The organism is Bradyrhizobium sp. USDA 4451, from assembly GCF_054822585.1.
Window position 1 is genome coordinate 5,759,799 of record NZ_JBTRCH010000001.1, and the last position, 12,794, is coordinate 5,772,592.

The 12,794-nt window shown below is 61.3% G+C and carries 16 protein-coding genes and 1 tRNA gene; 8 read left to right on the forward strand and 9 right to left on the reverse strand.

The window, feature by feature from the left end:
- Positions 1 to 2: 2 nt before the first annotated feature.
- Entirely contained in the window at positions 3 to 260 is a 258-nt protein-coding gene (locus ACVMB0_RS26525; RefSeq protein ID WP_163153833.1) for a hypothetical protein, read from the reverse strand.
- A gap of 199 nt (positions 261 to 459) precedes the next feature.
- Between ACVMB0_RS26525 and ACVMB0_RS26530 the strand changes: the two genes are divergently transcribed.
- Positions 460 to 1,278, forward strand: coding sequence for an aminoglycoside phosphotransferase family protein (locus ACVMB0_RS26530; RefSeq protein ID WP_461348172.1), 819 nt, complete (start codon positions 460 to 462; stop codon positions 1,276 to 1,278).
- A 267-nt stretch (positions 1,279 to 1,545) separates the two neighbouring features.
- Here ACVMB0_RS26530 and ACVMB0_RS26535 read toward each other — a convergent pair whose 3' ends face one another.
- Entirely contained in the window at positions 1,546 to 2,016 is a 471-nt protein-coding gene (locus ACVMB0_RS26535; RefSeq protein ID WP_461348173.1) for a winged helix-turn-helix transcriptional regulator, read from the reverse strand.
- A 143-nt stretch (positions 2,017 to 2,159) separates the two neighbouring features.
- On the opposite strand from ACVMB0_RS26535, the gene ACVMB0_RS26540 reads away from it, so the two are divergent.
- Together ACVMB0_RS26540 and ACVMB0_RS26545 are read left to right on the forward strand one after the other, a co-directional pair.
- Entirely contained in the window at positions 2,160 to 3,080 is a 921-nt protein-coding gene (locus ACVMB0_RS26540) for an alpha/beta fold hydrolase (protein WP_461348174.1), read from the forward strand.
- Between the two features lie 165 nt (positions 3,081 to 3,245).
- The gene (locus ACVMB0_RS26545; RefSeq protein ID WP_461348175.1) at positions 3,246 to 3,518 is read left to right on the forward strand and encodes a hypothetical protein; all 273 of its coding nucleotides are present in this window, start codon (positions 3,246 to 3,248) and stop codon (positions 3,516 to 3,518) included.
- 45 nt (positions 3,519 to 3,563) lie between these two features.
- Here the strand turns inward: ACVMB0_RS26545 and ACVMB0_RS26550 are convergent, their stop codons facing one another.
- From ACVMB0_RS26550 to ACVMB0_RS26565, 4 genes are all read right to left on the reverse strand, one after another.
- A complete protein-coding gene (locus tag ACVMB0_RS26550; RefSeq protein ID WP_461348176.1) occupies positions 3,564 to 4,661 on the reverse strand; it encodes a 2OG-Fe(II) oxygenase in 1,098 nt (365 codons plus the stop codon).
- A 71-nt stretch (positions 4,662 to 4,732) separates the two neighbouring features.
- Positions 4,733 to 4,951 carry a hypothetical protein gene (locus ACVMB0_RS26555; RefSeq protein WP_461348177.1) on the reverse strand — a complete coding sequence of 73 codons (219 nt, stop codon included), beginning with the start codon at positions 4,949 to 4,951 and terminating at the stop codon, positions 4,733 to 4,735.
- On the reverse strand, positions 4,939 to 5,427 hold the full coding sequence (locus tag ACVMB0_RS26560; protein ID WP_461348178.1) for an SGNH/GDSL hydrolase family protein: 489 nt from the start codon (positions 5,425 to 5,427) through the stop codon (positions 4,939 to 4,941). The genes ACVMB0_RS26555 and ACVMB0_RS26560 overlap by 13 nt, the downstream gene beginning before the upstream one ends.
- 521 nt (positions 5,428 to 5,948) lie before the next feature.
- Positions 5,949 to 6,317, reverse strand: a complete 369-nt coding sequence (locus ACVMB0_RS26565) for a winged helix-turn-helix transcriptional regulator (RefSeq protein WP_461348179.1) — start codon at positions 6,315 to 6,317, stop codon at positions 5,949 to 5,951.
- 123 nt (positions 6,318 to 6,440) lie between these two features.
- Here ACVMB0_RS26565 and ACVMB0_RS26570 point away from each other — a divergent pair, with 123 nt between their 5' ends.
- The 3 genes from ACVMB0_RS26570 to ACVMB0_RS26580 all read left to right on the forward strand — a co-directional run bounded on the left by ACVMB0_RS26570 (position 6,441) and on the right by ACVMB0_RS26580 (position 9,324).
- Positions 6,441 to 7,031 carry a glutathione binding-like protein gene (locus ACVMB0_RS26570; RefSeq protein ID WP_461348180.1) on the forward strand — a complete coding sequence of 197 codons (591 nt, stop codon included), beginning with the start codon at positions 6,441 to 6,443 and terminating at the stop codon, positions 7,029 to 7,031.
- A 1,304-nt stretch (positions 7,032 to 8,335) separates the two neighbouring features.
- A complete protein-coding gene (locus tag ACVMB0_RS26575) occupies positions 8,336 to 8,719 on the forward strand; it encodes a hypothetical protein (RefSeq protein WP_461348181.1) in 384 nt (127 codons plus the stop codon).
- Positions 8,680 to 9,324 carry a hypothetical protein gene (locus tag ACVMB0_RS26580; protein ID WP_461348182.1) on the forward strand — a complete coding sequence of 215 codons (645 nt, stop codon included), beginning with the start codon at positions 8,680 to 8,682 and terminating at the stop codon, positions 9,322 to 9,324. The genes ACVMB0_RS26575 and ACVMB0_RS26580 overlap by 40 nt, the downstream gene beginning before the upstream one ends.
- Before the next feature lie 36 nt (positions 9,325 to 9,360).
- On the opposite strand, the gene ACVMB0_RS26585 is transcribed toward ACVMB0_RS26580, so the two are convergent.
- Positions 9,361 to 9,684, reverse strand: a complete 324-nt coding sequence (locus ACVMB0_RS26585; RefSeq protein WP_461348183.1) for a hypothetical protein — start codon at positions 9,682 to 9,684, stop codon at positions 9,361 to 9,363.
- A 247-nt stretch (positions 9,685 to 9,931) separates the two neighbouring features.
- Positions 9,932 to 10,021, reverse strand: a tRNA-Ser gene (locus tag ACVMB0_RS26590).
- Between the two features lie 123 nt (positions 10,022 to 10,144).
- Here ACVMB0_RS26590 and ACVMB0_RS26595 point away from each other — a divergent pair.
- Positions 10,145 to 10,576 (forward strand): arsenate-mycothiol transferase ArsC, encoded by a 432-nt coding sequence (locus tag ACVMB0_RS26595; protein WP_461348184.1) that lies wholly within the window; start codon positions 10,145 to 10,147, stop codon positions 10,574 to 10,576.
- Here the strand turns inward: ACVMB0_RS26595 and ACVMB0_RS26600 are convergent.
- Positions 10,565 to 10,999: an NUDIX domain-containing protein gene (locus tag ACVMB0_RS26600; protein WP_461348185.1), complete on the reverse strand. Its 435-nt coding sequence runs from the start codon at positions 10,997 to 10,999 to the stop codon at positions 10,565 to 10,567. The genes ACVMB0_RS26595 and ACVMB0_RS26600 overlap by 12 nt on opposite strands.
- Before the next feature lie 865 nt (positions 11,000 to 11,864).
- Here ACVMB0_RS26600 and ACVMB0_RS26605 point away from each other — a divergent pair.
- Positions 11,865 to 12,794 carry a septal ring lytic transglycosylase RlpA family protein gene (locus ACVMB0_RS26605; RefSeq protein ID WP_461348186.1) on the forward strand — a complete coding sequence of 310 codons (930 nt, stop codon included), beginning with the start codon at positions 11,865 to 11,867 and terminating at the stop codon, positions 12,792 to 12,794.

The window sequence follows — 12,794 nt, forward strand, 5'->3', positions numbered from 1 at the left end:
CGCTATCCCAGCCCGTCCTTGAGGCCGTAGTCCTCGTAGATCGTGAGCGGGTCGGTATCCGGAAACAACCGGCACTTGGCCTGCGCCAGATGCAGCGTGACGGCGCCGGCCTCGCACCGCGCGGTCAGGATTTTCCGGACATCCTCCATGTGCGCGCGCGGCTGGTGCTTCGACGGCAGCTGTTCAAGCGCAACCAGCGCCGTGGCCAGGGCCTCCGTCACCACCCATTCGTCGTGTCCGGTAATTCCCTTTCGCGGCATCGCCACATCCTCCGTCACACCGGCTGCAACATTGTAGCGCGAGAAGGGTGGGGGCTGTCATCAGCCAACATGGCCACGGCCGCAGGGAACTGGCTGGAGGAAGCCCTGCCACGATGCGCCGCAGGGAACTGGCGTGGCAGCCCGTGCGGGCAATGATTAGAACGTCGGTCAAGCGCCTTCATCCCAATCAACCAGCCAGATGTTCGAACCCTATCTCTCGGCCTGGAGCCTCGTTCCCGACGGCAATCCGATCGTGACCCGTGCTGCACGGTTGCTGCCGGTGCGGCGACACGGGATGCCTGCCATGCTCAAGCTCTCGCACGAGGTGGACGAACGCCTCGGCGCCATTGTGATGGAGTGGTGGGACGGCGACGGTGCGGCGCGGGTCCTTGCCCGCGACGGCGACGCGGTCTTGCTCGAACGTGCGATGGGATCGACATCGCTGAGCGAGATGGCACGAACCGGCCGGGACGACGACGCCTGCCGAATCCTGTGTGCAACGGCTGACCGGCTGCACGCCGAGCGAACCAAACCGCGGCCGGACCTGACGCCGCTCACACACTGGTTTCGCGAGTTGTGGCCCGCAGCGAGGACGCATGGCGGCATCCTGAACCGATCGGCTGAGATCGCTGAAGCGCTGCTCGCCGATCAGCGCGAGATCGTGGTGCTGCATGGCGACCTGCACCATGACAATGTGCTCGACTTCGGCGCGCGCGGCTGGCTGGCGATCGATCCAAAGCATCTCGTCGGCGAGCGCGGCTTCGACTTCGCCAACATCTTCACCAATCCGGATCTTGCCGATCCGACACGCCCCGTCGCAACCGAGCCTGGACGCTTTGCACGGCGTCTCGACATTGTCGTAGAGACAGCGCGGCTCGATCGCCGGCGCCTGCTGTCATGGATCGTCGCCTGGACTGGCCTGTCGGCGGCATGGTTTCTCGGCGACGGCGATCCGCTCGCCGACATCGACCTGCAGATTGCAAGGCTTGCCGCAGCCGAGCTCGACCGGATGGCGTAGGGCGCGCAGAGCGATTATGCCGCTACCGCACTCGCTCCACTCAGCGACACGCTCAGAATTCGCCACTTCGATATGTCGAAGAAGTAGGCGGCCTTGATGCGCGCGGAGGCGGGGTCCGGCGCTTGAATTGCCGTGTGGAATTTCCGCTTCCCATCGCTCAGCGAAATCCGGAATGTCTGCATTGGTCGAACCTCCACGCGCCGATGCTGCGGCAAGGAGGGTTAAGATCCGGTTGCTGCTTGCGACGCGCGCAAATTGCGGCGCTTGTTATTCGGGCGCGTTTGAGCGCAGCGCCGGCGGAAGCCGCACCATCGTGTCCTCGGCACCGACCACGCGTCCGTCCTGCGCGCGCAACTCAAGCCGGCGCACCGGCAAGCCGTTCTTCTTGTCGACCAGCAGCACATGCGCCTCGTCGGGGTCGAAGAAAAAATCCTCGCCCCATTGCCGGAGCGCGACGAGGAGCGGGAAGAGCCCGCGCCCCTTCTCGGTCAGTACATATTCCTGATACGGGCTGCCGTCGGCTGCCGGCACCGTCTCCATGATGCCGTGCGCGAGCAGATTGCGCAGCCGGGCCGAGAGGATGTTCTTGGCTAGCCCGAGGCTCTTCTGAAACTCGCCGAACCGGCGCAGCCCGTCGAACGCATCGCGGACGATCAGGAGCGACCACCAGTCGCCGATCGCATCCAGCGGCCGGGCCACGCCGCACAAGGACTCCCTGTGGCTCACTCTCTTGGCCATCGCGATGCGCCTGACGCTCCCTTGGTTTCGCGGAGTCGATCGGCTCGGTGTCAGGTCCGACCGTCGGGCTGATATAGCGGTTGCAAATTAAAACCTCAAGCGATACACGTTGGTTTCAAGTTAAAACCATCGTGAGGTTCGCCATGATCCAAGCCGACGCCACGTTCGACGGCACCTTTCCGTTCGCGCCACATTTCAGCGCAGCTCCGGGCTTCCAGATGCACTATCTCGACGAAGGCCCGCGGGACGGCGAGGTGGTGCTGTGCCTGCACGGCGAACCGACCTGGGGCTATCTGTTCCGCCATCTGGTGCCGGTGCTGAGCGCAACGCATCGCGTGGTCGTTCCGGATCACATGGGCTTCGGCAAGAGCGCGACGCCGGCGCAGCGCAGCTATTGGCTGCAGGACCATGTCGACAATCTCGAAGCGCTGGTCGGCGCACTCGACCTCACCGACATCACCCTCGTCATGCATGATTTCGGCGGTCCGGTCGGCATGGGATTCGCCGCGCGCCATCCGGATCGCATCCGGCGCATCATCTCGGCCAACGGGCCGACGCCGTTCGGGCAGCGCGACCTGGTCGAGCGCATGGTCGCCAACGCCGCGGCGTCGCCCTGGTTTCAATGGATCGCCAGGGCCGAGGCAAGCGGCGAGCTCGAACCGGTGCTTGGACAGCTCGGCTTCAACATCCTGAGCACGCTGAAACTCAACGGCTTCGAGAACAATGCGGTCATCACCGACGCCTGGCTCTCGGCCTACGGCGCGCCGTTCGCGCGTCCGGCCGATTGCCTCGGCGCGATCGGGTGGGCCAAGGGCTTTGCCACCGGCGCGCATACGTTCGCGGCACCCGATCCCGCCGCCGACCGCCTGATCCGCAGCAAGCCCGCGCTCGCGATCTGGGGCGAGGCGGACCGCACGCTGCGTGCCGAGCATTTCCTGCCGCTGTTTTCCGCGATCTTCCCGGCGGCCCCGATCAGGCGTCTTGCCGGTGTCGGGCACTACTGCGTCGAGGATGCCCCGCAGGAGATCTCCGGCCTGATCCCGGAGTTCGTCCGGCAGACCTGACGTTGGTCAATCGGGAAAACGCGGCAAACGACCCAGGGTCCGTTGTATCAGCTGGCAGGCGGCTGATCGCTTGGTGTGAAGAATGCTATTGACCCCTTGCGGGTTAGCTCGACAATTGCCGTAACGCGAAGCCAAGCCGTTTATGTTTACTCGAAGGAGTTTTAGATGAGGATTGTCCCGTTCGCTGCATGTCTTATCATCCTTTGTCATGGCGCGGCCGCTCAAACTTCCGGATGCTCGGCCATTTCGAACGCGAGCGATCGACTGTCCTGCTATGACAAGGCCGCGTCGATCGCTGGCAGCAGCCCGGAGAAAGGCAAGACCGCGCCATCAGGTACTTCAGAAGCGCCATCGAAGAAGCGAAGCGTTGTCGAGATGCTTGCCGACGAGAACGCAAAACTGAACGCAAAGCTCAAGACCATATGCCGCGGCTGCTGACGTCGATGAAAATCCAAATCGGTCATCCACCGGCAGCGAGACCCGTTACTGATCGGGCTTTGTAATGAAGCTCCGGTTTTGATCGCGGATCTCCGCAGCCGCTTCGTCGTAGAGGAAGGGGAGGAAAGCATAGCGCCTTCCGCGCGTGACCAAACTCACGGCGTGCAATAATGAGCAAGAGAAGACCACGGCGCACCCCGGGGGCGGCTTGAATGATTGAGGTCCGTATTCGGGAAAACCGATTTCGCCTCCCTCAAAATCCTGGTTTAGATTGATTGAAACCGCAAAGCGGCGGTGGGCCGTTCCCTTGGTCGTGTTGTCACGATGGGGCGCAAAGTGCGCGTTGTCGGCGGCGTCGTAGCAGCCGACCATGTATCGTTCGATGTGAGTGGCCTTGAATTGGTGAACCTTGGCAATCTCCGGGACGATCGCTCGATCGATTCTCTGGTCGACCTGCCGCCTCAGTTCGACATCGTCCAGAAGATAATCTCTCCGCGCCTTGAATCGCAGGTCCGTCACACCGACCGTCTTGCCGTCGATCTCACGCATGACGCCGGACATTTGGCCGCCGTTCGCCTCATAAAGATCGATCAGGCGCTTGCAGAAGCTCGGTTCGAAGACATTCGGCAGATAGAGGATTGGCGCCTGCAAACGTATTCCAGAGAAGCGATCTGGCGGCGGCAGAGAACGCAGGTGCGATATCAGCCAGGAGGTTCGCGCAATCGGAAGCAAGCCGATTACCCGCAGCGTTGGATCGATCAGCACCCACATCCGTGTGTAGCGGGATTGCTTGGCTTGGCCCTCCGAAATTGCCCCGTAGAGACGGCTAACTTTGCCGTCGAAATCCAAAAAGTACTTAACACCGTCTCTCTCGGATATCTTCTGCTCAGCCTTGTCCTTTTGATCGACCGTCACGCCATAGAAGGCCGCGTGCTTTCCGTTGAAAACGTCAGCCGCGTCCAGAACCTGCTGGATCAATTCGCGTGCCGGATCGTCACCCGCGCTGCCAAGAAAACAGAGTGCGAGATAGCGGCCGGCAGCGGTCGAAAACGTATAATTCGGAACTGAGAGCGTTTGTTGTGAAAACCACGGGGCCGCGCTTCCCGGACCAATGTCCGGCTTCTCCTCGTGACTTTGAATCATCCGATCACCTCAATCATTCATCCGAATATGAATTTCGCTTCACGCTGCCACAGCGAGCGCCAAACGAGGGATCACTGCAATGCGGCCGGGTGCCCGACATGGCCGTCCACCGCCCGAGCGGCGCGCACGATGGTGGCCATGCCCAACTGAATGGCGATGAAGATGCCACGAATGCTCCAAAATGCCCAGCGGCTGGCGTGAGCCGGCCGCCGTTGCCAGCACGCGAGGTCTGGTTTGAATAGACCGGGTGAACCGCACAAGGCAATCCGTCCCCGGATCACATGGTGCATTCCGCCGAGATCGCCGCCTCGAGCGCCGGCACCCAGGCGCGGTACGCGGCAGCGGTGAAGTGAATGCCGTCGGGCATCTTCGCGCCGGACGGCAGATGCGGGTCGATGAAGCGAATGCCGCGCGCGGCCGCGGCCGCTTCGATCGCCTGATTGGTCGCGCCGTCGGCGGCCACGGCAATCGCCACCAGCGGCCGCGTCGACAGCGGCTTGACGGTGTCGATGAGGTCGGCGAAGTCGCGTTGCGCCGTTGGCGATCCGGCATCGTTCGCGCCGACTGCGAGCACGAGCAGGAACGCGTCCTGGTCGGCGAGCAGGCGCCCGGCAAGGCGCGTTGCCTCCCAAATGGTCTGGCCGCCAACGCCGGCATTGATGACCGGACGTCCGCAAAGCTGCCGCGGCAGCGGCGCCATTTCAGTGATGCTGTCGCCAAGCACGACGATCGGCGCCGTTGCGCCACTGAGCGCGGCGCGGATCATGAATTCGCGCACCGCGGCATGATCGTGAAAGGCGTGCCGCGATACTTCCCCGAAGCGGCTGCGCATCCTTTGCAACTCCGCAAAGGAAGCGACAAAAGCGACCAGAAAAATGACGGCCAAAAGCCACGGAAGTGCGCGACGCATTGCGTCTCAGCGCTACCATCGCGACTTCGGCCCGGGCAATATTCAGAAACAACCGTACAACGCCGGAGCGTTCACTTTCTGCGGATCGCGCGTAGCGGGAGGTTACGGGATACGGCTGCGCGCAGCCTGTTACCTCTATGCTGTCTGTTCGATCGTTGTCGCCTCCGCACCCGCGTGGTCTTGCTCTTGGATCTGAGTGAGGCAGCACGGCGCGCGCGACCGGGGCGCTGGCGGGCCGGGAACGATGAAGATGGGCACTATGTCTGCGTCATAGCCACCTGAAACCCGCTACAGTCCTGCTTCTTCGAGTAGCAGGCAGAAAGACGCCGTCACGGGCGTAGACCAGATAGTGGCTTATCCCGTTCGCTCGACCAGCCTCAGTGACTTGCGTCGTATCGCGAACGGTTGGCGTGAATGGTTGCTATGTTCGCGCGCGTCCACTGCGCCAGATGCCGCACAGGTTCCGACAGCGAGTGCCCCAGCGCGGTCAGCGTATATTCGACCTGCGGGGGTGTGGTGGGACAGACAGTCCGCTCAACCATGCCGTCCCGCTCGAGCGTTTTCAGAGTTCGCGTCAGCATTTGCTGCGAGATGTCGCCGACCTGACGCTTCAGCTCGTTGAAACGGCGCGGCTGATCGCGAAGCGCAACCACCACCTGCATCGTCCACTTGTCTCCTACGCGGCTGAGTACCTCGCTGACCTGGCGGCAGTCGGGGGGAGCCTCGGGTGACGAAGGCATATCCATCTGACTTGCTCCCAAAAATATGCGTTCTTGGAAGGCCTCCGATAGTCACTTAGGTGGTGGTGGTCAATATCGTTGACCACGTAGACCTCGAACATGCTTCACCCCACCACTACGGAGAGCCTTATGATCCTCTATTACGCGCCCGGCGCGTGCAGCCAGGCCAGCCACATCGCGCTGATCGAGGCCGGCCTGCCTCACAAACTTGTCCGCGTTGGTCGCGACAAGCAGACGGAAGACGGCCGTGATTTCCGGAAGATCAATCCCAAGGGCTATACGCCTGCGCTGGAACTCGACGATGGGACGATCCTGACCGAGAACCTCGTCATTCTTGCCTACATCGCGCAACTGACCGGCAAACTCCTGCCGCTGGATGGCCTGGTCCGCTGGCGCGCGCTGGAAGCCACCGAATTCATGACAACCGAGATCCACGTCAACTTCAGGCCATACTTCTTCGACGCGCCGCACGCAGAAAAGGACAAGGCCCGGCAGATGCTGGACAGGCGCTTCACGACGATCGCGGAGCAACTCGGCGCCAAGCGATTCCTGGTGAGCGATCAGATCACGATCGCCGATCTCTATCTGTTCGTGATGCTGTCGTGGGCCGCCATGTTCGGGGTCGAAGTGCCGGAACAGCTCGGCAGCTATCTTGCGCGGATGAGGAAGATGCCCTCGGTCGTCAAGGCGCTCACCGAGGAAGGGCTGGCCGCCACCTGAATAGCAGGGCTTTTACTCTGTCCGGTGAGTTACGACCGGAGTATCCGCCGCATGGGGCGGCCATTGCGGCGTAACTTCCGGCGGAGAACGATAACGAATGGTCTCCCCACGCCATGGATATCTAAATTTGCGCCACAGCTTCCATACGGATGCGATCAACAGACGTTCGCCGCGCCCCGTCGAACGCTTCCTGGTCATCCATCGTCAAGCGACGTTTTTGCCCGGGGATCGCCCGCACCCGAGAAACAGTTCAACAAGATCAAAGGGACGGTGGCGGAAGGGGTGCCCGTAACTTGGCGGCGTCACGAGCGCTCACCAACAATCATAATCGCCGCTATCGTTATGACTATCCACAAGTTTAGCCGATCAAGAGCCGTCACGAGCAATTAGGGTCTAAACGAGATGGTGAGATCGATTTGGTGAGTGACTAGCGTGGCGGCTATCCGTGTGCAGCCTCGGATTTCGTTGCTCGCCTGAACAAAGAAGTAGACGAACATCGCAACCGGTATCGCGACAGCAAACGCGACAATTCCGCCGATAATTTTCAATGCCTGCATAATTTAAGAATCATCCTCACAAATAGAAACGGGTGAACGACACAACCTTTCTCATGCAATGTCAATTTGGCAGATCATCCGGAGCGTTGCAGGCAAGCCCGGCCGCCGCCGGACGCTTCCTGCCGTGTTGATCCAACGACCGCATGGGCTGGCCGCGCTCGCGATCCTGCGGGCCATTGAGGGAACGGGTCATTGTGCCGAAACACTCCCCTCTGAGACCATCGCGAACGGCCATTTGGTTAGTGATCGTAGTCCGCTGTGGTGAGTAGGTCGCCACATGGTGTTGAAAATAATGATTTCTGAGCGGACGGTTGCTCCGCCGCACCCAGTTTTTCACAAATCTATTCGATCGTCCGACCGTTCCTGACTGCTCTTGATCGGAACGCCAATTGGACGGGGCAGGGTGGATCAGCGCATCACGGTTTGCGCTAACCACAACGGAGGCAACAGGCGATGCAGTTCCAAAGACACAGCCCTGAATATTTTCGCGACTGGCGAAACCGCCGACGCGCCGTGCGTGCGGCACAGAAGGAAATCGTCCAGGCGGCTATTGACCGGCTTGTGGAGAGCGCGAGACCGGAAGTGGCCGCCGCAGCGCACGAGCAAGCCAGCATTGCGCGCACAGCGCTGGAAGCCGCCTGCCGAACCTCCAAGTCCGCCGCGTAGCCAAAAAAGAGAAAGGCGGCTCAGTGTCGCAAACTGAGCCGCCTGTAATCAACGCGCCTTCCGACCAAGAAAGAACGCACCGTGACCGTACACATTCCCGAGCCTGACCGCAAGCCCTGCGCGCTGATCACTGGTAAGTTGTCAATCGCGGCGTTCGATAGCGGGCCATCGCCAGCACAAAGCTATGACCATGCTTTCGCGTTCGTCGGCGCGTTGACCGGCAACGATGCCAACACCGCGATCATCGATATTCGTCTAATTCACGATACGAACAAGACGGTGCCCGCGATCCCTCGTCGTGGCAGGCTTTGCGATCTTTGGAATGAGATCATCGCTTGGCAAGCGTTGGGGTATGGCTGTTTCATCAACATCAACGACATGAACGGCAGCGGTCGATATGAGATCGCCAACGTTCAGACCATTCGGTGCCAATCCATCTTAAACGGCCGCAGGAACCGCACCTGATCACCTGTTGGTCGCTTGGCGGCTATGGCAAGCCCATCGATCCGGCAATGCTCGAAATCGCATTGGCAAACATCGACACCACCAACACAAGCGGCGGTCGGCATCCGTTGGGCGATCCATTGTTGTCCGCACCGGGGCCGGATTGGTGCGAACAAGCCCTATGTGACTGCGATCCGAACAACCTTGATCGTCACGAATGGATCGCGATCACCGCAGCATGGAAGCAAGCGGCATGGCTGCATTACAACGGCGACGACGGAAGGATGCTAGGGCGTTGGCTGCAATGGTGCGAGCAATACCAACAGAACAATGTACCGGAGAACTTGAAGCAATGGGGCAGCATCCGCGAGACTGAACTAGGGTGGAATTCACTACTCAACAAAATTCCGTCGCTAAACGCTCGCTTTAGGTTGGGCGAACGGCATCGCAGCGCCGATCCACTACCCATGCCGCAGTCAACTTCACCGCTGTCAATGCCGGTGCCGACCGGCGAGATACTGACGCCACAGGAACAACGCGAGTGGTTCAAAGGCTGCATCCTAATTAAGCCAATAGGTAAAATTCTGACGGCGAACAATACGGACCCAATCTCCGCGCAGATATAAGCGCAGCGCTCTACGGGCCAGAACCAACAATTCCGATTACAGCAAACGAACAAGATGCCGCGAGGATTTCCACAGCACCGAAAAGGTTAGATCAAGATCAGCGCCGATGGCTTGAAGGAATCGTAGCACGTCTGAATTGGTGACGTAGCTCATAGCCATCTCGGTCGGATCAATGGTGACCGAGTTTGTCGCCTTGGTGGCAATGTATTTAAGAATGGCTGTCTTACCCGCCCCCGTGCGGCCATCGACAACCATGCCGCGCGAACCGACATCCAAGCAGAGGTCGACGGGCGGATAATGAATGAAGCACGGTAGCAGGAAATCGTCGTCGAACTCGGCTGCATTGGTGCCGATTGACATTCCAGCTCGTAGAATAATGGGATTGGTGCGCTTACTGGCTTTCGCCATTGAAAACAACCTCGACTAGCGATCGAAAATGGCCGAATCGGAATCGGGAGAGATGCTATCAGAAGTTGATCGCCCGGGTAGGGGCATACACTGCCGAGTGCCCTAGGGTGTACCCGGGCGCTCGGTAGCATTTTTGGTTAGTCGCGATTGGTAAGTCAAAGCCGCCAGATGCTGAGAACATTGGCCTTTTTCGCTTGACTGGCGGAAGGGGTGGGATTCGAACCCACGGTACCCTTGCGGGCACGCCGGTTTTCAAGACCGGTGCCTTAAACCACTCGGCCACCCTTCCGGATCGATCGGATCAGGCCCTTACCGTAGGGCGGCGCCGAACGCAACGCGAACTTGGCAGGAACGCCGCTGTCGGATAGGTCGTTCGCTCGGTTCACCGGCAGCCAACAGACTGAATTTGAATATGAAGCGCGTCCTGTTCCTTTGTACCGGCAATTACTATCGAAGCCGCTACGCGGAAGAGCTGTTCAACCATCTCGCCAAGACCAAGCGTCTGGCATGGCACGCATCCTCCAGGGGTGCGGCTGAGCGAGGCTCGCCCGACAATGTCGGGCCGATGTCGGTCTTCACCGATGACCGCCTTCGCGCGGAGGGCATCGTTCCGGAGGGCGCAACGCGCTATCCGCAGCCCTGCTCATTGGCCGATTTCGACGGTGCCGACCTGGTGATCGCGCTCAAGGAGGCAGAGCACCGTCCGCTGATCGAGCGCCGGTTCCCCGAGGTCGCGGGCAGGGTGACGTATTGGCACGTGGACGATATCGACGTCGCCCATCCGGCGGTCGCGCTGGCCATGCTCGACGAACTCGTCCGCGAGCTGGTGTCGTCACTCGGATAAATCACGCTTCAGGAAGATCGCCAGCGCATACGCCGCGGGGCGCGCGAGCAGGTCGCTGATCCGTTCGAGCTCGTCGACGGCGACGATCTCGAGGCGGCCTTCGGTCACGTTCAGCTGGTCGACAGGCACGTCGCGGGCGAGGAACACCTCGCCGCGCAGGGTACCGCCTGGCGTCACATGATCCGGTCCGGAATACCGGCCGATCAGCTCAAACCGCTCGGGCGGCAGATAATAGCCAATCTCCTCATGGATCTCGCGAACGACGCATTCCAGGAAGCTCTCGGCACCTTCGCGCTGGCCGCCAAACAGGCTGACCTTTCCGCGATCGGAGACGTGGGGAAGATCGTCGCGCCGCTGCAACAGGAGCCGGCCATCCGTGCTGATGAGGAGAGCGGATGTTCCCTCTCTGACCGCGCCGGTCATCCGTCAGTCTGCTCCCTACCAGTGTGCAGCGTGCACGAGGAGTGAGGCCGGGCGAAGACAGCGCAGACGCTGTGCCGACGAGGCAAGGCAAGCGTCTGCGATTGCATCGCTACGTACATGCTTTAGCCGGTATCACGGAGATTTCGGGATTGGCGCCGACCATGGGTCGGCGAGGGATGCCTGTCGTCGCGCAGGCGCGGATCGCACCCAGGGCGTCGCGCGTTCAGCCGAATGCGAACGCCAGCAGGCTGGAGCACAGCAGCACGAGGCTTGCTGCGGTCAGGGTCAGAAATCCGTCGGAGACCAAATCGTGATTACGCATGATACACCTGCTTTCAACCGATGCTCATCCGAATTGATTAAAGCTTTCCGAACATTCGCTCCTGGAAAGAGGTGACGCGTCTTTCCGCCTTTCGACGGACCGTCAGGCCCGGTACCGATAGCCTTCCACGGCATGCGCCAAGAAGATCGCCGCACTCACCAGGCCCATCACCGCTGTAACCGTCTCGATCATCGCAAACTTCCTTTGCGCCCCACGCGGAGGAGAAAACGATTGCAGCCTTGCACAGTCAAAAAGATTCAATTGTCGGAATCCAAGATGCCCCCCGACTGATGATTTGCTGCAACAGTGTGTCTGATAGCGGGACAGGCGAGGGCGTTTTGCATGGCCGAGGGTCAGTAGAACGACGGAGGGGACGCAACAGACCATTCACCAAGACGCCACCGCCGGGCAGCTCTCCCCATTTCCGCCGTGTTCCGGTTGCGATATCTTCACCATCCGGTGCGGAGGTGGGCCGCACAGTGACAGAATCGTTCTCAGCGCCTCGGAGTAGGCGCGGGTCCGGCAGAATGGTACTTGGGGCAGATGGGGACTAGACGGCCAGATTCGATGATCCGGACGGCGCGCAGCGCCGCTGCGGTGGCGACGTGCCTCGTCCTCGCCAATTGCGCCAACTCAAACCTCGCCAGCCGGATCGATCCCAAATACGGCGTATCGTCGAGCCCGCGCGTCGTGGCGCTGGGTGACCCCGTGCCGAAGGGCGGCGGCACCTACCGCGTCGGCAAGCCCTATGTCGTCGCCGGCCGCACCTATGTGCCGGAGGAGAACGAGAATTACCGCGCCGAAGGTATGGCGTCCTGGTACGGCGATGATTTCCACGGCCGCCTGACCGCCAATGGCGAGGTGTTCGACATGGGCTCGCTGACGGCCGCCCATCCGACCTTGCCGATGCCGAGCTACGCGCGGGTCACCAACCTCAGCAACGGCCGATCGCTCATCGTCCGCGTCAACGATCGCGGCCCCTACCACGGCAACCGCCTCATCGACGTCTCGAACAAAGCCGCCGAACTGCTTGATTTCAAAGGCAATGGCGTCGCCCGCGTCCGCGTCGAATATGTCGGCCGGGCGCCGCTGGAGGGGTCGGACGACCGCCAGCTGATGGCGACCCTGCGCACCGGCACGCCGGCGCCGTCACCGTCGATGGTCCGGGTCGCCTCGGCCCGGCCATTCATCCCGGAAGTGTCGTCTTCGGCCGGCCGGATCCGCGGCGATGTCCCGCTGCCCGAAGGGCGGCCCTACAGCCTCGGCAACACCCAGGCCGACTACGCCTCGGTGAACGCGACCTCCGAAATGTCGGCCTCAAGCCGGTCGCACCGCCGCGTCGCGAACAATCAGCGCGAAGTCTCCTACGAGGGTGACCCGCGCTATGCCGCAACTCCGAGCCCGGCGGCCGCCTATGTGCCGATCGACGCGCGTGGGCCCGCCGAAGTCCTCAGCGGGCGCGGCCTCTACTGA